The organism is Paraburkholderia sp. GAS348 (assembly GCF_050434205.1).
Lineage (GTDB): Bacteria > Pseudomonadota > Gammaproteobacteria > Burkholderiales > Burkholderiaceae > Paraburkholderia.
Genome location: NZ_JBNPVT010000010.1, coordinates 193,753 through 217,179, shown reverse-complemented (window position 1 = coordinate 217,179; position 23,427 = coordinate 193,753). Strand labels below are relative to the sequence as shown.

Genomic DNA, 23,427 nt, shown 5'->3' with positions numbered 1-23,427 from the left:
GACTTGGATGATACGCAAGACGCTCAATGCCTCGCAGCTTCAGCAGGAGGTCAACCGGCGAATCCATCGACTGCAGGAAATCGTCGAGGATGGCGTGAAGATTCGTGTGCCACGGCCGCAGTTTCAAGAGGCTGACAAGACAGGCTGCAACTGGAACATGACCCACTTCGGCAACGCGGTCGGCTTCGAGCGCGACATCGAGGGCGTGCTCAAGGCCGTGCGTGCGGAATACAACCTCAATACCGAAGTGAAAGACACCGGCAACCCGTTTGGGGACTAACCGCGAAAGACATCGATTCGTTGTTCGTTTTTGATGGCGTAGTCACTACTGATGCGCTTACCTCAAATGGTCTACCTTGCGACGCCCCGTCGCAGATATTCCTCGGTTTGAAACCGATGCTTTCTACCAGCATCGACATGCCCGCATGTTGCTCAAAATTGCCGACAACTGACGAATGGACCTTTGGATTCAACCCTGCGCGCCATGCGCTGACCTTGCCGGCAAGTCGGCGGATGAGCTTCCGCACCAAGACCTCACGCTCAACGGCGCCGGCGCGGTGAAAGATGCGCGAGTGGAAGAGCACTACACCTGCGTTCGATGCCGCGCGGTGTTTGCGCGAATCCTTGCCGGGCCGCCAACGCGGCAGACTTGGACGTTGCTGAATGCCGGCCAGCATTGACGCGAGTTTGGCGCATGTTCGGATGCGTCGGAGTTGGCGGCGCTCCGTGCCGTATTTGATGACAGGGACGGGCCGTACTACGCGTATCGGTTTGCGGCATAACGGCGTGAACCATCTTGAACCGGTTCGTGCTCGATAAAAGCAGCTTCTAGTAACATTGCGACGTTGATTAAGCATCGCAGTGAACCAAGCATCGAATAGCAGACATCGAATGGACATTTTCTACTACTGGCAGAAGCTCGAGCAGAACCTCAAGAACGGCCAAGTTGGCTACGTTGGCTCCAACAATACGAGAGTCATTCAACTCGCGGAGCGGTTGCCAAAGCGCATTTGGGTATTCAAAACCCCGAAGGGGATGAAAGGGTCTATCCAGTTGGTCGGCTCGCTGCTTGTGAGTGATGAACCACGCGTAGCTGTGGCTACCGACTACCCCAATGTCATTTACTACGACCCGTTCTCGCCTGAATCCGTGATGTTCACGGACTCGGGTACGCAAGAGCGCATCCAGGAGGTCTCTGCCTACTTCCAGTATCGCTTCCACTCTGCGTTCAGTGCCAATTTCAATGGCGATGCCGGGGTGCAAGCTATGGAATCGAATGTCGTCCGCGGGTTTGAAGCGCTGGTTTCTGATTGGAGCACATGCCAGATGCTGGAGCGCGTCAAGGACCGCCGGAAGGTTCAGCCCATCAATCCGTTTGCGAAGCAATCAACTTGACGTTACGGAACGGTTTTCGTTGCCTGTGGGCAGGCATAGAAGCAAAAAAGCCCCTCAGACTTCCGTCGCGAGGGGCTTCCTTTCCAGCGGTCCGGCTTAGAGAGCGGCGTCCTTCAGCTTCTTCAGCGGGCGTACTTTCAAACGCACCGAAGCGGGTTTTGCGGCAAACCATTTTTCTTCGCCCGTGAACGGGTCCTTGCCGAAGCGCTTCTTCTTTGCCGGCACGTCCTGAGCGACAACCTTAAGCAGACCGGGCAGCGTGAACTCCTTCGCACCCTTCTTGTGGACCGACGCGAGCACCGTTTCTTCCAGCGCTGCCATCAAAGCCTTCGCCGCTTTCGGCTCGACACCTGCGCGCTCGGCAAGATGGGTAGCAAGCGAAGCCTTCGTGAACGAATCCTTGATGGGCTTCAGCGGCGTGGCAGCGACCGCCTTCTTCGTGACAGGAGTCGCAGCCTTCTGCACCGTCGGCGCTTTCGCCTTTTTCTCGACCGGCGTTACAGCTTTCTTCGGAGCCGGCTTTGCGGCAGTTTTCGTTGCACTCGTTGTTGCCATAGATTCCTCGTCATTGGTCAAATGATTGGCCCGAGACCCTTGCCTTTGCACAGTCACCGACAATACGCAAAGGTCCAAATCCTCAGGCTGGCGCTAGCGTAGCAATCCGGATTTGAATCTGCAACGGGGGAGGCCCTAAAACAAAGGGTTTGGCGCCGAGGTGACGCAAAAACGATGACCTGTACCCCTCCGCAGAAGGCTGCACCCAGGTAAACGGCTATGCGAAAGGATTTGAAGCACGGGCAAGAGGAGAAAACCTCTCGCGCGAGTCCAGCGTCGGGTGTCTGTGAGCGCGCCGAGGGCAGCAAAGCGAAGATACCGAAGGCGATGGAAGATGCGTTTTCGGTGTCACAGTCCGATGGCGAGCGCGGTAAAAGCACTCATCGACAAGTTCAACGCCGAGCTGGTGAGTGAGTTGCCCGAAGATGGAGGGCGGTGAGCTGGCGGAGGGCGAAAAGAACGAGAATGTTGTTTTCGAGTTTAGGCTGATTCCCGCGCACGACATGCGGGACGCTTTTCTTTTGTCGCGCTGGACGTCTCCCGGGCGAGCCAGACTTGCTCTCATTTTCGGCCATTACGGACATGCCTCCGCCAGAAATTGCGGCCGCCGGACATGACCGGTGCATCATCCCCATTAAGCCGGAAAACGTTGACGCGTGGCTGAATCTGGACGGGTCGGACTTGGCGGCGCAGTATGCAATACTGGATGACAGGGGCCGCCCTTACTACGAGCACCTGCTGGCTGCCTGACCGTTCGCAACCATCTGCAACTGACGAATACACCTTTGGATTCAACCTTGCACGCGCTGTGCTGACCTGTACGGAAAGTCAGCGGCTGAGCTTCCGCATCAAGACCTCACGCTCAACGGCGTCGGCGCGGTGAAAGATGCGCGAGTCGAAGAGCACGACACCTGCGTTAGGTGCCGCGCGGTATTTGCGCGAATCCTTGCCGGGCCGCCCACGCAACGAATTTGGATGCTGCTAAATGCCGGCCAGCATTGACGCAACAACGTTTGTTCAATCTCGAAGGAGCACGATTGCCCTCACGCTTGGATTGCACGAAATCGGAAAAACGCAGCGATGGGTACAGCGTAGAGATAATCGAGTGAGAGTGCCCGTGCAGTTCAACGACGACAACGCACCGGTCTATTCTGCATTCTTCCCCTGCGAACGCCGGGACTTATTCAAATGGGCAATTGCACTATGAGCTCTGGACGAGCTGTAGCTGGAATCGATATTGGCGGCGACCGGAAGGGGAATCATCTGGTTATCCTGCGAGGTACCCAGATTGTGTGCAACCTCCGCAAAGAAGCGCCGGAGCATATGCTCGAAAAGTGCCTCCAATTTGAGGTAGCAGCGGTGGGCATTGACGCACCCTGTCGATGGCGAATTGGCGAGACCGGCAGGCAAGCTGAGAAGTCTCTTGCCCAGCAACGAATCTTTTCGTTTGCCACACCGACTCGCGAAACGGCCATGGCCAGCCAAAGCGGATTCTACGGGTGGATGTTCAACGGCGAGCGTGTATATGATGCATTCACCCCACACTTTCCTCTTTTCAAGAATGGTGAAGAAACCGGTGGCGGCGTGTGCTTTGAGACGTTTCCCCACGCGATAACCTGTGCCTTTCTTGGGAAGGAAGTCGCATCAGCGAAGAAAAAGGGAACTCAGCGCCGAGAAATCCTCAAACATCAGGGAGTCGAAACAACGCCGCTGAGGTCAATCGACGACGTTGATGCGGCGCTGTGCGCGCTGACGGCAAATTATCTACTTGACGGAAGAGTCGAAGCGTACGGCGATGAGCTAGGGGGATTCATCGTGGTGCCTACTCCCGCTGTTCACGATAGGCGAGTTAGTTCAGACCTTTCCCACGACTGAACTAATACGGCTGATGCAATAGCGGCGCCATGTGTCCCTTGAGTCCGTTAGGCACAGACTTGAGTTCCCTCACAGGCGACGGCAGTTGTAATAGCGGCAATCACATTCCAGGAGGACTGGTGTATCTGAGACGACATTTGGTCTTGTTGCTGTCAATGGCAGCGTTTGGTTCGACCGCGGCATGGGCGAATGATATTCAGTGTGCAACCACGCGACAACCGGCTGAGCGCGTCATATGCGACCACGCCATCCTGAACAACGAGTACGAAGATATCTTCGCGCAACAGCAGGCTCTGCTGAGCAGTGGGAAACTCTCGCCCGCACAACTCGCCCGGTGGAGGCAATCGCGGAACGCCTGCACTGACGTCCACTGCATCGACGGCGTATTTGTTCGGTGGGCGGTGATAGCCAGGTCTGTCGAAACCACTTCTCGCGCTGCAGTGGCTCCGGTTATAGCCTCGACTAATGCGATGGCCCCTGTCGGACCTGCTTCTGAACCAATCGTACTCCCCGCGTCCCAAGCCTTGCCGACGTCGGAAGCATCTCTTGTGCGTCAAGGGAGTGCCGCCGGCGTGGCGCTTCCGCAGCCTGTGGAGACGCACGCCTCTTCGCCTACGGTCGCTTCCGCTGCTTCCAGCGCGAGTGACTCCCGTAGCGCGACTGGATTGAGCACCGGCCTGATGACGGCCTTGCTTGTTGCGGTTGGATTCGGCGTTCTCTTCCAACGCCGAAGGAGGAACGGTGGAAGCATCGGGGAACCACCAAGCAAAGTTCGCGGCAAGGACAAGCCTTGAGCGGACCGCATTGAAGGGCATGGAGCGCGGCGACGCAGTGTTGTGATTTTTGGTGATACGCCGCTTTAGTCAATGCACTAGTCTTTTCTAGCGCGACCGTGGCATATTGCGACCACATTTATGAGGAGGCCACCTGATGGCAACAACTTTGGAAGCAGTCCAGGCGAAGATGAAAAAACTGCAAGCGCAGGCGGATGCGCTGATTGCAAAGCAATCGTCGGGCGTCATCGAAAAGATTCGCGAGTTGATGGCGAAGCACGGCCTGACCACTGCCGACATTGACGCGCACTCTGACGGCAAATGGCGCGCCGTGAAGGCAGTTGTTAAGACCATGAGCAAAGGCAGTGTTGCCGCGGTCAAGTATCGCGACCCGAAGAGTGGTGCAACCTGGACCGGACACGGCCGGACTCCAAGTTGGATTGCCGCCGCGAAGAACCGAGACAAATTCCTGGTTGACGGAAGTACGGCGACAACAAAACCGGCCTCTGCTAGCAAAGCGAAGGCTGCTGGCAACTATGTCCGCGGGCCGCAGCCGGCGATGTACCAGGACCCAAAGTCAGGCGCGACGTGGAGTGGACGCGGCCGCGCGCCGGCGTGGATTGCCGAAACCAAAGACAGGAGTAAGTTCCTGATTGCAGGTGGTGCTAAAGCAACTGTTGCGACGAACGCAGCGGTTGTGAGCAAGACGAAGGCTGCGGTGAAGAACGCCTCGAAGGCAGTTGGTGCGACCTCTACCAAGGGTCAGCCGAAAGGTCCGCAGCCGGCTAAGTATCGCGACCCGAAGTCCGGTGCAACTTGGAGCGGACGCGGTCCGGCTCCGACGTGGCTAGCCGGTGCGAAAGACCGAACGAAGTTTTTGATTGTTGGCGCCAGTGCAGCGGCCGATACGAAACCGGCGGTCACGAAGGCAGTTGCGAAGAAGGCCCTGACTGCGAAGAAAACTGCTGCGAAAAAGGCCGTGAGCGCGAAGGTTCCGGTTAAGAAGGCGCCGGCGAAAAAAGCGCCGCGCAAGAGCGTGGCCGTGCCCGCTCCGTTGGCCACAGTCGAGTCCGGCGCCGAGTTAACGACCTAAACGTAGTTGTCAGATGCCCGGTGGACCAGCGATTTTCTGGTTCCACCGGGTACACCAAGCCGACGACGTTTTATTGCGCCTGTGCTGCCTGACGTTGCGCGGCTTGCTGTTGAGCGTGCTGCTTCGCAAGGTGCCTGCCGACCATGCAGCCGCCGACCGCACCAACCACAGCGTGGTGCCCCGCGTAATGCCCGGCGACCCCACCTACCACCGCGCCCTTGAGGCAGCCTGCGGCGTTTGCCGTGCCTGCCGTTGCGAAGACCAGCGTCGTTGCAATCAAAGCGATTCGTATCGGGCTAGTTTTCATTCGAAAGTACTCTGAGGTCGGATTTTTCGGATGTGGCGCTTTCCGGCGTCGTTTCAATACCCGCGCCAATCACGATGCTCGCGCCACTCCTGGCGGTGCCATTCACGTTCACGCCACTCGCGACGTTCGCGCCATTCACGGGCTCGCCAGTCGTCGTCACCGCCGTACGCGACGGCGACAGGTGCGGGAGCATACACGACGGGAGGCGGCGGTGCGTACACTGGCTCTGCCGGCGCATACACGGCTCCGGGGATGCCCAATCCAATCGCGACGTCGACGTGTGCTGATGCTGCCGTTGATGCTGCCAGTACTGCCAGACCGAGCGCTGCGCCGAGAATTTTCTTGTTCATCTTCGCTACTCCTCGCACATTGAGTGCAATGTCAGTGACTACGGCTCGAAGTGTAAGGAGCGATGTCGGACACATGTGAAACGGCGGTGCGAGATTCGTAACATGGGATTACTCCTGAAGGCGTACCGCGTGGGCGATACGCCTTCAGAACCTGCAGCTGTGCCGTGTGGCAAGTGAACAGGGTAACGCTACCACGCAACTGAACTTGAACAGTCATGTAACGTGAACTAGCCTTAACGTCTAGCCGGAAGCAAGCCGTTGGTATCGAGCCTCGTCGGAGGTGCGAGCCCCCTGTAGCGAACGTTTGACCTATCCGGTCCGGGCTAGGGCTGTAGGACCTGGATAGGAGACAGGTTCGTGTCAGGAGCCCCCACGTGCCGCGCTCCCGTTGATTCCTTCGGGCTGGCACATTTATAGGCGACTTCGTCGCCCTGATGCCGTTATATCGGAGGGAGCGTGTCTGTTGACAACATTAAGACCATCATCATAGTCATGATGGAGAATAGGTCTTTCGACCACGTTCTTGGCTACCTGAGCCTCGACGGGAAGGATGTCAACGGCCTCTCGGCCGACCCCACCTGGCAACAGAATTTCACGAACCTCTATGGCGACAAGACGTATGCCATACATGCGCTTTCGCCGTCGACCCAACTTATCCCCGACCCTCCGCATGACCGCACGCCGATTTCGATGCAAATAAACACGCCGTGCGCGAATGGGGGCTGCCCCGAACTGGGTGGATTCGTCGCGAGCTACGCGACGCGAAACCCTGCGCCAGCCGACCTATCGATGGTGATGGGCTACTACACGGCCGGTGCGTTGCCTGTCTATGACTTTTTCGCAAAAAATTTCACAATCTGCGATAGCTGGTTTGCGCCACTTCCGACGGGAACCCAGGCAAATCGTTTGATGGCAATGGCGGGAGAGAGTGCGATTAGCGACAATGTTTCTGGTTTTCTTCCTGAGCAGTCCCTGGTTTACGACTGGCTGACGGCACACGGCGCAAGTTGGTGTGTCTACCAGTCGGGAGGATTTTTCCCGTTCTTCAGCTTGATGCCCAAGTGGTTGCCTGAGATAGTAACTTCGCTTGCCTTGCCGCTGGATGGCAACGGAGGGAGGTTCAGGCGGTATTCGCGCTTCAAGGCAGACTGGACGAACAGTAGCAACTTGCCTCAAGTCATTTTCATCGAGCCGGAATACACGGATGGGCCGCACCAGGTACCGAATGACGACCATTCGCCTACTGGCGTCTCCCCAGGGCAAGCGTTCCTTGCCGACATTTATCAAACGATTTCTGCGTCCGAGCGATGGGATGAGACGCTGATGATTGTCACGTATGACGAGCACGGGGGGTTCTTCGACCATGTAAGCCCACTTGAGATTTCGACCGACGTCGCCGGTTATCAGTTTCAAACTACTGGGCTGCGGGTTCCCGCATTCCTGGTCTCGCCCTATGTCGCGCCCGGGGGCGTCTTCTCCGGCGACCTGGACCATACGTCGATACTTCAGCTTCTCGCGGATAAATTCAACGCTGGTAGCACGTACTCTGCCGCGGTCAGCGCACGCACACAAATTTCGAAGCTCAGCTCCGCTCTCTCTGAAACCAAAACGCCGGGCTCTGCACCGAAACTAAATGTCCCCATACCGAGCAACTCACCTGTACCGGCTCCCGTCTCGCCACCGACCGGATTCTCGGCATGCGCGCAAGCCTTTCGTAGCGTCGCGCTTAAGGTCCAGCAGGACCATCCGGAGTTGCTGTCTTCTCCGAACTGGGGCGACCTTGCGAGCTTTGTTGCGACATATAAGGGTGCGTCGTGAATTGACGCGAAGTCTCCGGCTGCAAAGAAGGCTGTTTCTGCTCTCAAGAAGGTCGCTGCGAAGAAGGCAACAAGCAAGAAGGCTGCTCCGGTCAAAACAGTTGCCGCCAAGGTTGAGACTCCCGCAGTGCCGACTGCGTCAACAGAGGTGAGCGCGTAGTCGACTGGGCAGGGGTCGAACGGCGAGCGGAGTCTTCTCCCGCTCGCTTAAGTTGACGACATAGCTGCCGATATTCAGAGTGCCGCCACTGCATTCAAACTGGAAAATAAAATGCGCACTCTGGTTTCCCTGGTCGCCGCCGTCTCGGCGCTGCTCGTCCTGCCTGGATGCTCCACAACTCAAAGTGTCACCGCTGGTCCGCAGGCGAAAGGCTCGCCGATGACGACAGCGTGCTTTACCGCGCACGGCGGCAAGTCGGCTGATATGGACGCTGCAATCCAACGCAACTTGGAAAACCACGGCGTGTCGGTGTCGGTTGCCCCTGCGTGCGACAAAGCCGACATGAATGTCACTTACTCCGACAGCTGGTTCTGGGACATCGTTATGTACTTGCGTTCGATGGACATCCGCTTTTATAAGGCGCCAAGCGGCGGCCTTATCGCGTCCGGCCACTGGAAAAATTCGGTTTTGCATCAGTTTCCAAATGCCGACGGCGTCGTCCAGGACTTGATGGACGACATGTTCAAGGAGGCCGGCGAGCCCAGCGCTGTAAGAACCAAGGCGGCTTCTAACTAGGCCGGCAGGTTTGCTGACGGGCATGGGTGGCCGCTGAGCGCAAGAAGGGCTGGCGATGAGCCTTGTGAAGCTCAGTTGGATTTGGCCATGGAAGTTTGGCGGTGCTGGTCTTGGTTAGCCAGCGCTCCCGCAAAGCACGTTCATGGCACGTCTCTTTCTGTGAAGGCGTCAGCTACCCGGTTTTAAAACGAGCTACCCCGGAGCTCGCTTTTCGTTGCGTCGGCATGCACGATTGGCGTGGTTGACCGCTAACGGGCTCGCAATGCGTCCAGACGGGCGGCGCATTTTGCGTGCGAGCCACCACGCTTGTAGGCCTGTGCCGCCTTTGCGCTGTTGGGGACGACGTCGCCGGGAGCACTCGTATCCCAGCATCCCTCCCAATACAAGCCCAAGTTATACGCGGCCGCCCGGTGTCCAAGCTCCAGCGCCGTGGCATACATGCCCTTGGCCATCTCGAGGTCGGCGTCCATGCCGCGACCAAGCCGCGCGCTGTCCGCAAGAGCCGCTGCCGCCATGCCGCGCAGCGGGTCGCTCGCCATATCGTCCTTCAGCACGTCTCCCAGAATGACATGCCCTCCCTCGTAGTCCGCAGGCCCACCTGTCTCCGTGACAAGAGACAGTGCAAGGGCGACCCGGAGCGACGGGTGCCGGTCAGGGCCAACCCGTTCAAGAAGCCGCCGTCCGAGGTAAGGCGCGCCCGGCAGCGGGCTTGTGAGCAGGCCATTCGCAATAGCCGCGATGGATTCAAGTGAAAGAAATCCAACCTTGTTTGCCGACACAACGTGCCGGAAGAACCTTTCCACGTCGAGTGACGGGTCGCCATGGCGAAGTTGTACCCACTCGAGTTCAATCTGGCTAAACCAGCTGGAATCTACGGACATCAGATTTGGGCGTCCTTGGGTGAGTGATGAGGACGATGATACCTCACCGCAGTTGTCGCTTGACGCTGCGTTGTGCGTTGCGCAACGTAGGCAGGGCGAGGTCCGGTGCGCCCCAGCACGAGTCGATGGTGCCGTCCCGCTCTAGCAAGACTGGTCAGCCACGCCACAATCAAAACTTCGCCTGACCCGTCCGCGTCCGCGTCCGAGCGCGCACATTAGCGACAGCGCCGAGGTAATTTGCAGGGTCGGTTAACGTTACGTCCGTCATGAGAGAACCTATTTATCGCCAGCGCAGGTGGACCGACTCTAAGGTCTTCCAGGAGCAGCGTGGCCATCGAACGTCCAAATACGTTGACACCCCTATTGATTTTAGGGAGAACCTGCGGCCCGCTGGTTGCCACTCGCTGACTGGCGTATTCTTGCTATTCGTAGTCAGAAGTTGGGATTAGACGTCGATAAGGTCACGCGAAGGAGACGAGCTATGAAATGTTGGATTTGCGGACAAGAGGCAACGACGGGCGAACACCGACTGAAGGCCGCGTCGCTACGAGAGCTCTTCACCGCCGTTTCGCAAGCGCGGCCGATTTTCTACAACAGTGCGCGCAAGAAAAACAAACGTCTTCAGAGTATCGACAGCAAGTATCTTAAATCCAAGTCTCTGTGCGCTCTTTGTAACAGCAGCAGAACGCAAGCTGCAGACAGGTCGTTTGATATCCTGATGAGCTACCTAAAAGGGCTGCCCCCGAAAGTGCTCGCACAGTCCTCTTTCCGCATGAATAGACTGTTTCCATATCGCACACGTGCACATTCCGTCCAGCTGCATCTTTATTTCGTGAAGTTGTTCGGTTGTCTGGTCCGCGAAGGAGATGTTCGTATCGACCTTGGGGACTTTGCCGCAGCCATTTGCTCTGGAAAACCGCATCCAGACATCTACGTCGCGATTGGGCCGATGGACAGAGCTCTCGCCGGCGGTGCGGGGACGGCTGGACTGTCCGACATGCACTGCGATTTCTATCAGGACGGAAAGCCCGCGTTCGTTGCGTGGTTCATGCACATGGGTGATGTGCGGATTCAGGTAATGCTTGCGGCCGCTGGAGAGCACCGTGATGGGCTAATCAACGCATGGCATCCAAGCCGGAACAAACGATTCTTGCTGAGGGAGTTTCCTAAGCCGTAAGCTCGACATCCGAGTAGCAGCGGGCGCTGCAGACGGGTTTCACGGGGTCGCAGTTCAATGTCTGCTTGGGCGTATCCAGCTTTGCAGTGGCAACGGAATAGTTCCCCGAGTGTTGATACCTCAGCGCTGCGGCATGCGTAACGCTAAGGTATCAACCAGTTGGTCGACTACATAATCCCATCATGGGCCAGCGGAGCAATAATCTTCTCAGGCAATTCGATGAGGTGAAACTTGCTACCCTCAGTGACCCGGATGAACAGGTTCTCGCTTTCATCGAAAGAAGCTGCTACGACGCTTTGCAAGTTTCGAGAACCGCTGAAGAGCTGCATGAGGGCCTTCTGGCTCCCCTCGCTCATAGAATGTTGCCCGGGCTCGTCAAAAAGCAGGAAGGCGGGGTGGTTGCCGGTGAATCCATTCGTGCTGGAGGTCTGGTAAATCGCCAGCAGAAATGCCCAGATTAGCCGGACGAAGTCGCTTGCCGAAGATTCCGACTTCACATTCTTCCGGAGCACTTCTCGAAGAGTAATGTCGCCAAGGGCTGGCAAGAGCGTGCCGCGGTTGATTGTGACCTCGGCCGGCTCCGCGCTCGTATATCCGAACGAGGAAGCGTTTGCGCGAAAATTCTTCTCGAGTAACGTAATCTTGGTACGGTCCGTCTCGCTATACAGGTCGTTAGGCAGCTTGCTGCGGACTTGCTCAGCTCCGCCTAGTTTCAACGCTATATCAGCTGCGTGCTCGAGAAAAGTAGCAAAACGCGACTCGGCGGCTTGAAGGGACCGAATTTCCCGTTCAAGAGTAACTTGCTTCCGGATACTTGCTTCCAGAGTTGCATCCGACTGCACGACGCTTTTCCTGATGCTAAGCACGTATGCTCGTTGCTCGTTGATGTTCGCTTCAAGTTGCTGGAGGGAGCTCCGAGTCTGGTCGCGCATGCTCTCAAGACCTGTTATCTGTCTTTTCAGCATGCGTATCTGAGCCTCTAGATAGTCAATATTCGACTGAAGGTCCATCAATGGAACACCTTCGGTGCGAGGCAGAAGCGTATTCTCGATTTCTGAGCCGCATGTCGGACAATGGTCTTCTGCGGTACTTAGGCCGACCTCCGCACCCAGGTCACGCAACTTACGAGTGGTTTTGTTTTTCCGCAGGTCCGACTCCGCCTGGTTCAGAAGCTGCGTGAATTCTTGAAGACTGATGTTGCGTAGCCGGTCCTCGCCGGAAAGCTCCTCATACTGCGCGGCAAGACGCTCAAGTTTCACGGTTTCCGTGTTCAGCAACTGGATGACATCCGGCGACGCTGACTTCGGGCCTCCTACACGTCTCTCTTCGATAACGTGCCATTCCTTAGTTTTTGTTGCGGCTGCCTCGGAAACAAGTACGTCTTCCGAGTTGACGCGTACCACAATCGAAGCGCTTTCAGCAGAAAACGTCGAGACGGGGACCTTCGGTACGCCGCGTGTTGCGACACCTAGAGGCAGGAGGATACCGGCTAGTTCCGACAGCGAATTTGCCCAGTCGGATTGGAGTCGACTTATCGTTTGCTCATTGAGTGCTCTCTTTTCTTCGAGCTCAAAGCATTCAAGCCCGAGGAGATACTGAACGACTCTAGTCGGTGCTCCAAGGATTTGATAGAACGGAATGTTTGCAACGTAATCGGTCCAGCCACGCTTTTGCTCGATGAACAGAGCCGCTGCAACTACCTGAGGGTAGAGTCTTGTAAGACCGCCCGTTGAAGATTGAACCCGTGGAAGCCGCATTCCTAGGAAGGATTCCAAGTATTTCAAGAATCCTTCTTCATACTGAGCCGCACCCGGGTCGTGGAGAAATAGCGGGGTCGCCGAGCGGCGGTCACTGACAGGTCCAGTCAGCATTGCTCCGTCGAAAGCCTCGACAAGCTTCGTCGATTTCTCTTCATTCCGGATTGGCCGCCGGAAGGTGATGATATTTCCGGCAGAGTTTTGCAACTCGACAAGCACGGCAGACTTTTCGATGTCGTGAGGTCGTCCGTCATACTGGAATCGGTCCCGCACGGCAGACGTGAGTGCGCGTTCGCCCTTTACCCCAATGAGTTCTTCTAGCCCGAGGCCATACATGAGGGTGTTGACGAACGTACTTTTCCCGGACGAGTTCCTTCCTTTGATGATGTTGAGACCAGAATCAAACTTGCACCGGAAACCAAAGCGCTCGTTACCACTGTTGATACGTATCTCGACTGCGCGGATGAACATTCTCAAATCCACCTTTCGACAATTGTCCCGACCATCTTCTCGGTGATGGCAAGACCTATTTTCTTTAAATACGCTTCGTCTTCTTCGAAGAGCCCAACCTTCAGCGCACGTGTGCAAAATCCTTGACCGTGAGCTGTCAGCTTCACACCGGTCGATGTGCTTTCAATAAGGCCCTCCGCTTTTGCGTACGAAAGCGCCGTGTCGAGGGTCGGGTCCAGGCCCCACGCCGGGAACTGGAGGCTCTTGGTGACCGATGCTTGGGTGAGCTTTGCACGCCGGCCATCGTCCTTCAGAATCCAATTGAACAGCTGAAGTCGAACCACGCTGGATTTCTTGCCGTGTGATGCGAGCATAAGCACCAGCAGTAGCTGCGTAATCTTGTAAAGGGGCCGATGGTCCGGAAGTACCACCGACGGACGCAAGTTAAAGGCAAGGTAGCTCATAAGCTCGGCTTACTCCGAGAAGTCCAGCTGGCAGACCGCCAGCCAGCGTGAGACCATCAAATCTGCCAGTCGTCGGGCGTCACTAAAGCCCATGGTTCCCTTCAAATCCTCTTCCAGTCGACGTCCGAGTTCTGTCTTTACCTCTTCGACCAGCCCATTAGGCTCGCCAGTCCAAGCGACCTGGAGCTCCTGCATCTCCTCGGCGTAGTGGCCAATCACCCGGATGATTTGTTGAAACGCTTGGGGCGACGTTCGCTCTATAGTCGCGAGATGTGCATCGCACTTTAGGAACTTTGACTCGGTTAGAGTGTTGAATTTTCGCAGCTCGGTCTCGAACGAATCTGAACCAGACTTATCTCGGAGTCGCGCCCTGTTCTTCCGGTCGATGAGCTTTTCGAACTCCTCTGGCGCCCGCGGAAGCACGTCCTCGGCTGTCACAGCCGGACCCATTTGCAACGGGTGTCCTTCGGAGCGACGACATTGTTCGAACTCCGTAGCGTAATACCCTGCGTCCTGTATAAGAACCGTGAAGTCATCGTGAAGAATCGGAAGCCCCCAAGCTCGCGCTTCGCTTTCTTTCTTTCTGGCGTGTTCGTGCAGATTGTTATGGTCGAAGACTGGAGTGACGAGGAGCCACTTTTGAATCTTGGTGGCCCCGATACGACTGGCAATTTGGGCTTGGTAAAGCTTTAGCTTGGGGACGTCTCGCGTGATTTTGCTTTGAATTGCAACGCGTAATTCATCCTGCGTGTAGCTTTTCTCGGGGCAATAGCATTGGAATGCCACGCCATCAGTGGTCCATCCTTCTATGCCATAGTCTCCGGGAGATGCTGGCATCCTCTGATAGAGAGAACCAAATTTTAGCTTGAACGCCATCTGGCATAAGCGTTCCCAGCTTGCGCCATCGAATGTTCCGAAATCTGTTTGAATCAACTGATGCCCCCACGTGGCGTCCCGGCGACTCGCAGCACTATCGTCGCGTCTACTTGCCGGCGGTCTCCTGAGACTCGCGCTGGCACCCTCAATGGTGGCCAGCGACTCAGAAGCTCTCTCGTTATCCGACTATTTCCAGCGCATTTTAAGCGCAGAGAAGCTCCATTATCGAACGTTTTTCGGACTGGTGGCCAAAATATGGGCATCTATTGGAAACTCGCAGCCTTCGCGGGTCATCAACCCGGGACTTGGCGCCTCGGCGGCCCGGCCACGCCCGACCTATGGGAAACCTCGGCCGAGCAAACCCTGTTCGGGCCAACGCCCGTTGGCGCCGCTCCTCGTCCCGCATTCATTGCGGCTGCCAGATGTGATGGTCTAATTTCCTCGGACAGGTCGATAGGAGGACAATCCGGAATCGACGAGGAAACAGAGCAAGATGACAAGAAGGCGCCGACAATTTGACGCCAGCTTCAAGCTGGAAGTGGTACGGATGGTACGAGACCAGGGTTTATCGGTCAGCGAAGTCAGCCGGTCGATGGACCTGGTTGAGACAGCCGTACGGCGCTGGGTGGCGCAGTACGATGCGGAACGCTCTGGCGGCGCCGGCGAAGGTAAGCCGCTGACGGCGGAACAGCAGCGCATCCGGCAACTTGAAGCTGAGAACCGGCAATTGCGGGAGGACAATGCGCTACTAAAAAAAGCGTCGGCCTTCTTTGCCCGGGAACTGAAGTGACTTACCGAGTGGTAACGCACTTGCAACAGGAGGCCGTATCGGTCAGTAACGCCTGCCGGGTTTTGCAGGTGAGCCGCTCTGGCTACTATGCACACCGGCGAGCAAAGCCGAGTGCAAAGAGTCTGCAGGAGCGCAGCCACGTCAAGGCAGCATTCGCCGCCAGCGGCGCGAGCTATGGCAGCCGGCGTGTGATGCATGCGCTGCGGGAACAGGGGCTACGTATCGGTCGTTACCGGGTGCGTACGCTAATGCGCGAAGCGGGCCTGCGCACGAGCTGGCGGCGCAAGTTCGTCTCGACGACCGACAGCAGGCATACGCTACCTGTAGCCGCGAACCTGCTCGACCGGCAGTTTGACGTGGCCGAACCCAATCGCGCGTGGGTTTCGGACATCACGTATATCCGCACGGCGCAGGGCTGGCTGTATCTGGCGGTCGTGCTGGACCTGTACTCACGCAAGGTGGTTGGCTGGTCCATGGCGCCCACCATGCCGGCCGGACTGGTCATGTCGGCATTGACCATGGCGCTGCAGCAGCGTCGGCCTGAGCCAGGACTGGTCCTGCATTCGGACCGTGGAAGCCAGTACGCGAGCGATGAATACCAGGCGTTGCTGAAGCAGCATCACGTGGTTTGCAGCATGAGCCGCAAGGGAAATTGTTGGGACAATTCGGTGATGGAGCGGTTCTTCCTGAACCTGAAAATGGAGCGCGTGTGGCAGCGTCGATACGCCAACCACGACGAGGCACGGCGCGACATCAACCAGTACATCGTCGGTTTCTACAACGCTGTACGCTTACATTCGACTTTAGGCTATCTGTCGCCCGTCGCCTACGAGGCGAAACCGACAGTGAAAGAACCTATCGGCCTGTCCGAAATAACTTGACCACTACACCCGGCATGTGATTGCTCTCTGACGTGCGGCGAAGGGGGCCAGCTATCAGCGTTTGACGGTAGAAACGCCAGAATATTGTTGCGTGGTCTAAAGCCGGGCGAAAAATCGCCGTTGTTAACGTTTTGGCTTGCTCGATGCTGCCGGGCGGGAGGCGTGTAACCGACAACGTCGCGTCAGGCAATTAAGTCAGACCGCCTATTGAATCAACTCGCATAATTCACAGCCCGCCGGTGGCAGCGAGGCGCCTAGCCCCTGGCGAGATTCAGAATAATGATTCCATTGGCAATTGGCGTGCTGAGCATAGCCTGCTATGTTTTGCATGGTCATCACTTCACCCTGCCGTACCATCACGCCAAGCATGTTGTGACCAACCGCTTTCCAGATACCTGACTCGGGACATACCTGTCCGGTACGCACGACGCCGCTGTCCGACGGAGGCGCCTCGCCCTCATTCGCAAAGCGCTGGTCGCGGGCGAACACCGCTAGGTCTTTCGGATAAAGAAGATGGTCACGAACCGAACTATCGTCCAACTCAAGCATGTATGTCGCCGCAGCCGCTAGCCGACATACGCCCCTCCCTCCGAGGGACTCGCTGTCAGGTGACTGTCGTGCCAGGACGCAGACTTCATTGCGGGATAAGTCGGTGCATTGTCAGTTGGTAGGCAAGCTGCAAACGAGAACTGTCGGCGCCCCCGCAAAGGGCTGCGAGTCGCTTGTAATCCATAGGCGAGCTATTCTCGAATTCAAAACCGGGGTCGATTCGAAATTCAGAACATAGAATCTTCAGCTCGGTGCGAAAATAAGCGTCAATTGCGCTGTTCCTGTCCTCGTTGACTAGCTCGCGCTGCTCACGGCGTTTGCCGCTCAACGCGCGGCGATTTGCTGTCATTCTCGCTTTGGCCGCAGTCTTGGCTTCATTGGCACACTGCTTCACCGAAGAAGGCTTAAATTTTGATACCGATGCCCACCTTCTCATCTCTATCCGAAGACATCGCTGGATTGCGACAGCTCAATCGACGGCTCAAAGTTATTGGCCAACCTAACGTCCGAGCCGAGGAGGTTCGGTTCGTTAGTGACCTCTCGAGCTATCCGTATGTCGTGCTATTGGGTGAGCCGGGAAGCGGGAAGTCATCGACGATGCGACTCGAAGCGCATAAAGAAGGTTCAGTCGTTGTCACCGCAAGGGAGTTGATATATCAAAGAAGCGCGATAACTGATAGAGCAGAAATTGACGTTGGTACGCTCTATATTGATGCACTCGACGAGTATCGGAGTGATGGTGACCGCGCGGACAAGGCTTGGGGTCTCACGGAGGCGATGGCCGCGGTCAACGCTTCGCGGTGGAGGCTTGCCTGTCGGTCCGAGGATTGGCGTAGCGAGGCCGACATCAAGCCGTTTCTTCGTTTGACCAATGGGGTCCGGCCGTTGGTTGTCCAGTTGCAAGCGCTTCAAGACGAAGAAGTCCTTGAAATCCTTCGCCATCTTGGTGAAAAGTCTCCGGAGCACTTTGTGGAGAGTGCGTTCGGCTTTGGCGCCAATGGATTCCTGCAATCGCCCCTCAGCGTCAAACTTCTACATCGAGCAGTCAATCAGAACGGGAACGCATGGCCGAACGACCGTTTCGCATTGTTCGACATGGCAACGAAGGCACTAGCAGCGGAAAGCAACGAAGACTATGAGGATAGGGTTGGTCTTTCGCCTAGGCAGAAGTTGGAACTTGCGGGTTGGGCATGTCTCATTATGCTCATATCCGGGGCGGACCATGTATGGCGCTCCAAGACCACCAAGCCGTACCTGAGAGGGAACCGAGCGCATTTCGTTGACGCGGATGACTTGGGCGTCGACAGCGAGCAACTTTCAAGCGTGCTTGATAGCTCTCTATTCAAAGGCGAGGGCAAGCAATTTGAACCGGCTCATCGGACGATAGCAGAGTTCCTTTCTGCCAAGACTTTGGCCCAAGCTATCACCGGAGATAATCATGGCGCCGCGCTTCCGTTGTCCCGCGCGATTGCACTCATAAGCGGCCCAGATGCCGCCCCTCCGACAGAATTGCGTGGCTTGTATGCGTGGCTGGCCGCACACCTCTCCATACTTGAAGACGTCGTTGGCGCAGACCGGATGATTGAGGCTGATGCGCTGTCTGTACTTGCCTACGGCGATGTTTCGGTCTTTCCCATTGCAGCGCAACGAAGCGTTCTACTGAGTTTGGGCAAGGATGACCCCTACTTCCGGGCATCAGACGATTGGCTCAATACAGACATCGTTGCGTTTGGGAGCCTTGCTAACGAGGAGCTCGCCGAAGACTTTGCGACCATCCTCAACGGGAGAGAGGATGACGGTCATCTGCTCGTGACGGTCTTCGAAGTCCTTTCGTCCGGCCGGCCTGTTGTTTCACTACGCCCTTTGCTACGTGACCTTGCCTTGAATAGCGCACGGCCAGAATGGCAACGCATTCGCGCAGTCAAAGCTCTGCTAAATGGCTGCGATACCTCGACGGGACGCCTGGAGCTAATTGATGCACTAGCACCGGAGGCGTCATCGCTTTCAAAAGAAAAAGTTCGTATCGAACTCGCCGTTGGGCTGCCACCGGCGTCGCTCGACGCGGCTGTTGTCAAGTCGATTCTGTCATCCTTCGAAGAGAGCCCAGAAGATAACACGGTGGGACATTTGATTGGGTTGCGGCGCAGGCTGGAAAGTGACCCTATCTGGGAGTTCTTTGATGAGCCCGTTTCATCTTGGCGGAGCAAATCCGAGTGTCGCCCACGCGCTGGCGAAGTAGATGAATTTTTGGACCAGATGTTAGCGGCAATCTTGAAAAGCAGTACGTGTCTCGGGGCGGAGCAAATCTGGGGCTGGTTGGGTAATATCAACGAGAGTAAGTGGTTTGTTCAGAAGACCGACGGTCGCGATGCGCTCAGGACTTGGCTAGTAGCTGATGACGGACGGCACGTCGAACTGTTCAAGGCCATACTAGCCGACGACGACCCTTCTGAGGGACCTTGGGTTGTGGGCAACCTTTATAGACATCTCACCGGCTGCCCTCCGGCGGAGCCAATCGTACGGGAAGTGATGTCGCAGGCCCGCGAGGCAGAAAGCGAGGACGTTCGGCATCGGTTGCTTTCTATCGTCGTTGAAATTGCTCGGAACGGAGCGGCAACAAGCGACTGCTATTGGGCGGTCTTTGAGGACCTGCTCCAAATTGGAACATCCGCGAACCTTTTGACTCGTTTGACCTACGACGAGTTGAACCCGGACAGGGCGCTATTTTTCCAGAGCCAATCTCGAAGCGACGAAAAAGATACTCAAACAGCCGCCACAAACGTCGAACATCTTGCGCCGTTGCTCCATGAAATCAGCACGGGCAGCCGGCCAGAGGTCCTCCACTGGGCGGCAGAGCTTTACTTTGCGCCCGTCTCGAACGGAGGTCTGCCTCATGGCACTGAGCGTATTGTCTACTCCTCAAATGCGTCAACAGCAGCGGCGATTATTGACGGATGGCGGGCGACCGTAACTGGGCGACTTGCTGGTCTCAGCGCGCGAGAATTCGGCACGGCTTATGCGCACAATAAGCCGTACTTCGTTGAGTTTGCGGCAATCGCGGGCATAGACTTGATGCTTGCTTCCGGTGAACCCATTGTGTTGCAAAACACTGTTATCGAAATAGCAATCGCAGTCTTACGCTTAAGCCATTTGGTCCAGGCCGGGAACAGACGGCAGCGTCTTGAAGAATGGGCGTTCTCTCGTCTGAGCTACAGCACCGAGCAGGGTGTGCGTTGTCTCACTGAATATTGGCATGCAGCGCTCGATGCCGGTGCTAAAGATGTGAGTTTGATGTCTCAGTTGGCGCCCGAGGCCGGGGCGCCCGTCGACGTCGTCGGCAAAGCACTGGATGTCATGTTGACAGAACGAGCAGACATGCCTATGGAGGCACTGAAGCAACTGCTAGGCCTCGCATCCAAGGTTCTGCCGTGTGAGCGGATTGTCGCTATGGCAGAGGCGGCCGTGGCTAATCAGTTTATGGCTGCTCCGAGTCGCGCTGTCTGGAAGTATGTCGCCTTCTATTTGGACCCTCGCAAGTACGGCGAAGAATTCATACTTGAGCACGAGGGTGACGAGCTCGTAGACCTTTTTGACTCTTACTTCGGGGAAGGGCTTGCGCGGAGTCTGGAGCCGGCCGGTACTACGGGGCGCATAGTACGGGAAGAGCTTGTAGTTCGAATGTTCGGCAAGCTGACGCCACCCGGCGACGATTTTGGCGGGACGTCTGTAGAAGCCCGGGCGGGACAAGTTGTCCGAAGAGCGTTGAACTGGTTACCGACAACCGCCCAACAAGATGCATGGGATGCTCTGGGACGATTGTTGAGCGACCCGGCTCTCATTCTCTGGCACCCTTCAATTCGCCACGCCATCGCCACACTTAGCAGAATAAGACGTGACCGCGCCTTCAGACACCCTCAGCCAGCCAGCGTCAGGGCCGCGCTGGCTGGAGGTCCGCCCGCGAACGGACCGGACCTCATGGCTGTTGTCGTGGAGGAGCTTCGGCGGTTGGTCCGCGAACTGCGAACAGACGACGTCACACCTTGGAAGCGATATTGGAACGTAGATGAGCGGGGGAAGCCGACGACTCCGTTGGTCGAGAATGAATGCAGGGACCGCCTTCTTGAGCGCCTTCGTGACCGGTTGAAGCCATACAAAATAGCGCCACCGATGCCGGAGGCAAGACGAGCTGCGGAAACTCGGGCAGATATAATTGCTCTTACCGCCGTTGGGCATACCGTCCCCATCGAGGCCAAAAGAAACAGCCATCCAGACGTGTGGACCGCTGCAGCCACGCAACTTCAAGGCTATGCGAACGCGGCGGGAGCGGATGGACATGGCATCTACCTTGTATTCTGGTTCGGAAACGCGCCGAACAAGACTCCTTCTCGACCGGACGGTTCTGCGGGACCAATGACAGCGCAGGAGATGGAGGCAATGCTGAAATCTGACCTGTTCGGCGCTGTCTCACAGCGCACAGAGGTGGTGGTATTTGACGTTTCCAATCCTGAAGACGGGAATGCGAAGCCAACACGCAAACGGGGCGCCTCTCGGACAGGATTGTCCAAAGGGAGGTAGACGCTTTGGGCAGACAACGGGAATATTCTCTAAGCGTACTTTTGCGAATACGGCCGCGCTTGGGCGATGTCGCTGAAAACATGCTGCTGTGCTTCGTCGCGCTTGATAGCAGTTGCGCCGCGGCTCAGGCGTCTGCGCCAAACTTGCTCTCCGAACGCCACGCGCCGGCGGTGCCGGCCAACCGGCACGTGGCGCATATTGGCACAGTCGTTTCGCCAGACAGTGGAGATACTGAATGCCGCGTCATCGAGCTCCGATACGTGCATCGTCCTCCCATGCTTGTGGTCGCTGAGCTTGCCCCTCAGTTCTGGCGATGGGTGGTGTTCACTTCCGGTCGGAGCAGGAAAAATCAGGAACGTATGAGCGTTGGCTACCTTGTTCGAAGCAGCGCCATAAAAAGTGAACCGCAGGGGAAACAAAATGAGCGGAAGCAATGTCCAACTGTTGATGACTTCGCGGCAGTTGGCCGAAGCTGCAATAGGGATATGACAGAAGAAATTGTCGCCTCGCCGGAGGCAATCGCACTTACCCGTATCGCAACGGCTGCGCGGGACGTACAAGCAGCGTCAGCCGCGCTGGAGAAGTATTTCGGCGCCGCCGGAGGAGCACAGCCCTCGACGCTTGAACTTGCGCGCTTTGCTGCTTCAATGCAGGAACTTCGAGACGCGCGCGAGGAATTTGACCGGCTTTTATCGCAAAGTCACCAGAACTAATTCACGCCGTCCAAGGTGTCCTTATCGGCTTTCGTCCGCTACCTGAAGGGGGCTGCGAAATAACAAAGCCTGCCTAAATAGGCAGGCTACGAGTGCGACGCCCCGAGCTGGTCACATAAATCAAACCACTACGGGAATCTTGACGGGCCGCGTTGGCAAGTTCGGAGCGCCTTTGAGAATCAACTCTGGTTTCTCCGTTACCTTGGCAATACCAGAAGCCCTCCCTTGCTTTAGAGCCTTCTTCAGATACGGCTCCATTGCTTTGGCCACTGCCTTGACTGCGGGAACGGCTACTGAATTGCCAAACTGGCGATACAACTGCGTGTCTGACACTGGCAAAACAAAGCGGTCCTCGAAACCCATAAGTCGTGCGCACTCACGCGGAGTAAGGCGACGCGGATTCAAGCCGTGGCCACGATGGACCAGAATCTCGGACCCGTCCTTGTAATAACGGGCCGACAACGTCCGGGTCGTATCGTTAGGCGTCACCACAGAGTAACCGAAGCCATTCCCCGCCTTTTCGTGCTTGTCACGATACCCTTTCAGATAGCTCCAAAGCTTGTCAGTAAGGACGTATTTCGAGTCAACAGTTGATTCCGGTTCCAAGATGGAGCCGAGCTTAACGGAACCCGCTTCCGGCCAAATGGACTCGTCGGGCCACTCAAAGCCGACGTCCTCACGAAAGCCAACGATGTAAATCCTTTCGCGATGCTGAGGTGTCCAGCGCTTACCGTCAATAACCTTCCAATCGATGTGGTATCCAAGCTCCTGTTCGAGCACGTGCTGGATGACACGAAACGTGTGCCCTCGATTGTGCGAAACGAGGTTTTTCACGTTTTCCAGCATGAAGGCCTTCGGCCGCCTCTCCTTCAGGATTTCGGCTATGCGGAAAAACAGGGTGCCTTGGGCATCACAAGCGAACCCGTGGGTCCGGCCCATCGCGTTCTTTTTTGATACGCCGGCCAGCGAGAACGGCTGACACGGAAATCCGCCCACGAGAACGTCATGGTCGGGAATAGCGTCCAAGGGAACAGACCAGATGTCCCCAGCAATGTCCTCTTCGTTTTCCTCGTGGTTCACTGCATACGTGATACGGGCATATTTGTCCCACTCGCTGGTGAAGACGCATTTGCCTCCAATGTGCTCGAATCCTTTTCTGATGCCGCCAATGCCCGCGAAGAGGTCAATGAAGGTGAATTTTGGTGCTGCCATGGGTAGCTTTCAGTAGTTGTTCGTCATTTGCAGGCGGAACGGACTTCTTCCCCTGGATTCCTGGCGGTCATCGGACAAAAATAACGGCCCTCCTCAGCGCTCCTGCAAACAGAACTTCCAAAATGCGTGCCTCGAGCATGGACGCGGACGTCGTGCCTGAGCACAAGAAGAAAGCAAAGGTTGTTGGCACCAACATCAGAG

20 protein-coding genes and 1 pseudogene are annotated in these 23,427 nt (G+C 56.6%); 11 read left to right on the top strand and 10 right to left on the bottom strand.

Annotation, left to right across the window (positions count from 1 at the left end):
• Window positions 1-7: 7 nt before the first annotated feature.
• Both P3T22_RS19005 and P3T22_RS19000 read left to right on the top strand, forming a co-directional pair.
• Window positions 8-280 (top strand): hypothetical protein, encoded by a 273-nt coding sequence (locus P3T22_RS19005; protein ID WP_429325797.1) that lies wholly within the window; start codon window positions 8-10, stop codon window positions 278-280.
• A gap of 611 nt (window positions 281-891) precedes the next feature.
• Complete coding sequence (locus P3T22_RS19000; RefSeq protein ID WP_429325796.1) at window positions 892-1,395, top strand: hypothetical protein; 504 nt, start codon at window positions 892-894, stop codon at window positions 1,393-1,395.
• Window positions 1,396-1,491: 96 nt separating this feature from the next.
• Here P3T22_RS19000 and P3T22_RS18995 read toward each other — a convergent pair whose 3' ends face one another.
• Window positions 1,492-1,950 carry an HU family DNA-binding protein gene (locus P3T22_RS18995; RefSeq protein ID WP_429325795.1) on the bottom strand — a complete coding sequence of 153 codons (459 nt, stop codon included), beginning with the start codon at window positions 1,948-1,950 and terminating at the stop codon, window positions 1,492-1,494.
• Window positions 1,951-2,372: 422 nt separating this feature from the next.
• Between P3T22_RS18995 and P3T22_RS18990 the strand changes: the two are divergent.
• From P3T22_RS18990 to P3T22_RS18980, 3 genes and pseudogenes are all read left to right on the top strand, one after another.
• Window positions 2,373-2,700: pseudogene (locus P3T22_RS18990) on the top strand (SOS response-associated peptidase family protein); the annotation flags it as partial.
• 453 nt (window positions 2,701-3,153) lie between these two features.
• On the top strand, window positions 3,154-3,825 hold the full coding sequence (locus P3T22_RS18985; protein ID WP_429325794.1) for a DUF429 domain-containing protein: 672 nt from the start codon (window positions 3,154-3,156) through the stop codon (window positions 3,823-3,825).
• Between the two features lie 1,041 nt (window positions 3,826-4,866).
• Window positions 4,867-5,691 (top strand): H-NS family nucleoid-associated regulatory protein, encoded by an 825-nt coding sequence (locus tag P3T22_RS18980; protein ID WP_429325793.1) that lies wholly within the window; start codon window positions 4,867-4,869, stop codon window positions 5,689-5,691.
• A 70-nt stretch (window positions 5,692-5,761) separates the two neighbouring features.
• Here the strand turns inward: P3T22_RS18980 and P3T22_RS18975 are convergent, their stop codons facing one another.
• Both P3T22_RS18975 and P3T22_RS18970 read right to left on the bottom strand, forming a co-directional pair.
• Complete coding sequence (locus P3T22_RS18975; protein WP_429325792.1) at window positions 5,762-5,998, bottom strand: hypothetical protein; 237 nt, start codon at window positions 5,996-5,998, stop codon at window positions 5,762-5,764.
• Window positions 5,999-6,051: 53 nt separating this feature from the next.
• On the bottom strand, window positions 6,052-6,348 hold the full coding sequence (locus P3T22_RS18970) for a hypothetical protein (protein WP_429325791.1): 297 nt from the start codon (window positions 6,346-6,348) through the stop codon (window positions 6,052-6,054).
• Window positions 6,349-6,804: 456 nt separating this feature from the next.
• On the opposite strand from P3T22_RS18970, the gene P3T22_RS18965 reads away from it, so the two are divergent.
• Both P3T22_RS18965 and P3T22_RS18960 read left to right on the top strand, forming a co-directional pair.
• The gene (locus P3T22_RS18965; protein ID WP_429325790.1) at window positions 6,805-8,166 is read left to right on the top strand and encodes an alkaline phosphatase family protein; all 1,362 of its coding nucleotides are present in this window, start codon (window positions 6,805-6,807) and stop codon (window positions 8,164-8,166) included.
• A 270-nt stretch (window positions 8,167-8,436) separates the two neighbouring features.
• Window positions 8,437-8,901 (top strand): hypothetical protein, encoded by a 465-nt coding sequence (locus P3T22_RS18960; protein WP_429325789.1) that lies wholly within the window; start codon window positions 8,437-8,439, stop codon window positions 8,899-8,901.
• 248 nt (window positions 8,902-9,149) lie between these two features.
• Here P3T22_RS18960 and P3T22_RS18955 read toward each other — a convergent pair whose 3' ends face one another.
• A complete protein-coding gene (locus tag P3T22_RS18955; RefSeq protein ID WP_429325788.1) occupies window positions 9,150-9,782 on the bottom strand; it encodes a sel1 repeat family protein in 633 nt (210 codons plus the stop codon).
• A 481-nt stretch (window positions 9,783-10,263) separates the two neighbouring features.
• Between P3T22_RS18955 and P3T22_RS18950 the strand changes: the two genes are divergently transcribed.
• Window positions 10,264-10,959 carry a hypothetical protein gene (locus P3T22_RS18950; RefSeq protein WP_429325787.1) on the top strand — a complete coding sequence of 232 codons (696 nt, stop codon included), beginning with the start codon at window positions 10,264-10,266 and terminating at the stop codon, window positions 10,957-10,959.
• A gap of 167 nt (window positions 10,960-11,126) precedes the next feature.
• Here the strand turns inward: P3T22_RS18950 and P3T22_RS18945 are convergent, their stop codons facing one another.
• From P3T22_RS18945 to P3T22_RS18935, 3 genes are read right to left on the bottom strand one after another with little or no spacing between them, the layout of a single operon-like run.
• The gene (locus tag P3T22_RS18945) at window positions 11,127-13,187 is read right to left on the bottom strand and encodes a hypothetical protein (RefSeq protein ID WP_429325786.1); all 2,061 of its coding nucleotides are present in this window, start codon (window positions 13,185-13,187) and stop codon (window positions 11,127-11,129) included.
• Window positions 13,188-13,189: 2 nt separating this feature from the next.
• Window positions 13,190-13,630 carry a hypothetical protein gene (locus tag P3T22_RS18940; protein ID WP_429325785.1) on the bottom strand — a complete coding sequence of 147 codons (441 nt, stop codon included), beginning with the start codon at window positions 13,628-13,630 and terminating at the stop codon, window positions 13,190-13,192.
• A 9-nt stretch (window positions 13,631-13,639) separates the two neighbouring features.
• A complete protein-coding gene (locus P3T22_RS18935; RefSeq protein WP_429325784.1) occupies window positions 13,640-14,563 on the bottom strand; it encodes a hypothetical protein in 924 nt (307 codons plus the stop codon).
• Window positions 14,564-14,999: 436 nt separating this feature from the next.
• Between P3T22_RS18935 and P3T22_RS18930 the strand changes: the two genes are divergently transcribed.
• A protein-coding gene (locus tag P3T22_RS18930; RefSeq protein WP_429325783.1) for an IS3 family transposase occupies window positions 15,000-16,177 on the top strand; the annotation gives its coding sequence in 2 pieces (ribosomal slippage) (window positions 15,000-15,267 and window positions 15,267-16,177; 1,179 coding nt in all).
• 204 nt (window positions 16,178-16,381) lie between these two features.
• On the opposite strand, the gene P3T22_RS18925 is transcribed toward P3T22_RS18930, so the two are convergent.
• Window positions 16,382-16,726 carry a hypothetical protein gene (locus P3T22_RS18925; RefSeq protein ID WP_429325782.1) on the bottom strand — a complete coding sequence of 115 codons (345 nt, stop codon included), beginning with the start codon at window positions 16,724-16,726 and terminating at the stop codon, window positions 16,382-16,384.
• A gap of 85 nt (window positions 16,727-16,811) precedes the next feature.
• Entirely contained in the window at window positions 16,812-17,162 is a 351-nt protein-coding gene (locus P3T22_RS18920; RefSeq protein WP_429325781.1) for a hypothetical protein, read from the bottom strand.
• Between the two features lie 161 nt (window positions 17,163-17,323).
• Here P3T22_RS18920 and P3T22_RS18915 point away from each other — a divergent pair, with 161 nt between their 5' ends.
• Together P3T22_RS18915 and P3T22_RS18910 are read left to right on the top strand one after the other, a co-directional pair.
• On the top strand, window positions 17,324-21,301 hold the full coding sequence (locus P3T22_RS18915; RefSeq protein WP_429325780.1) for a hypothetical protein: 3,978 nt from the start codon (window positions 17,324-17,326) through the stop codon (window positions 21,299-21,301).
• 59 nt (window positions 21,302-21,360) lie between these two features.
• Window positions 21,361-22,014 carry a hypothetical protein gene (locus P3T22_RS18910; protein WP_429325779.1) on the top strand — a complete coding sequence of 218 codons (654 nt, stop codon included), beginning with the start codon at window positions 21,361-21,363 and terminating at the stop codon, window positions 22,012-22,014.
• A 120-nt stretch (window positions 22,015-22,134) separates the two neighbouring features.
• Here P3T22_RS18910 and dcm read toward each other — a convergent pair whose 3' ends face one another.
• Window positions 22,135-23,226, bottom strand: a complete 1,092-nt coding sequence (gene dcm, locus P3T22_RS18905; RefSeq protein WP_429325778.1) for a DNA (cytosine-5-)-methyltransferase — start codon at window positions 23,224-23,226, stop codon at window positions 22,135-22,137.
• Between the last annotated feature and the right edge of the window lie 201 nt (window positions 23,227-23,427).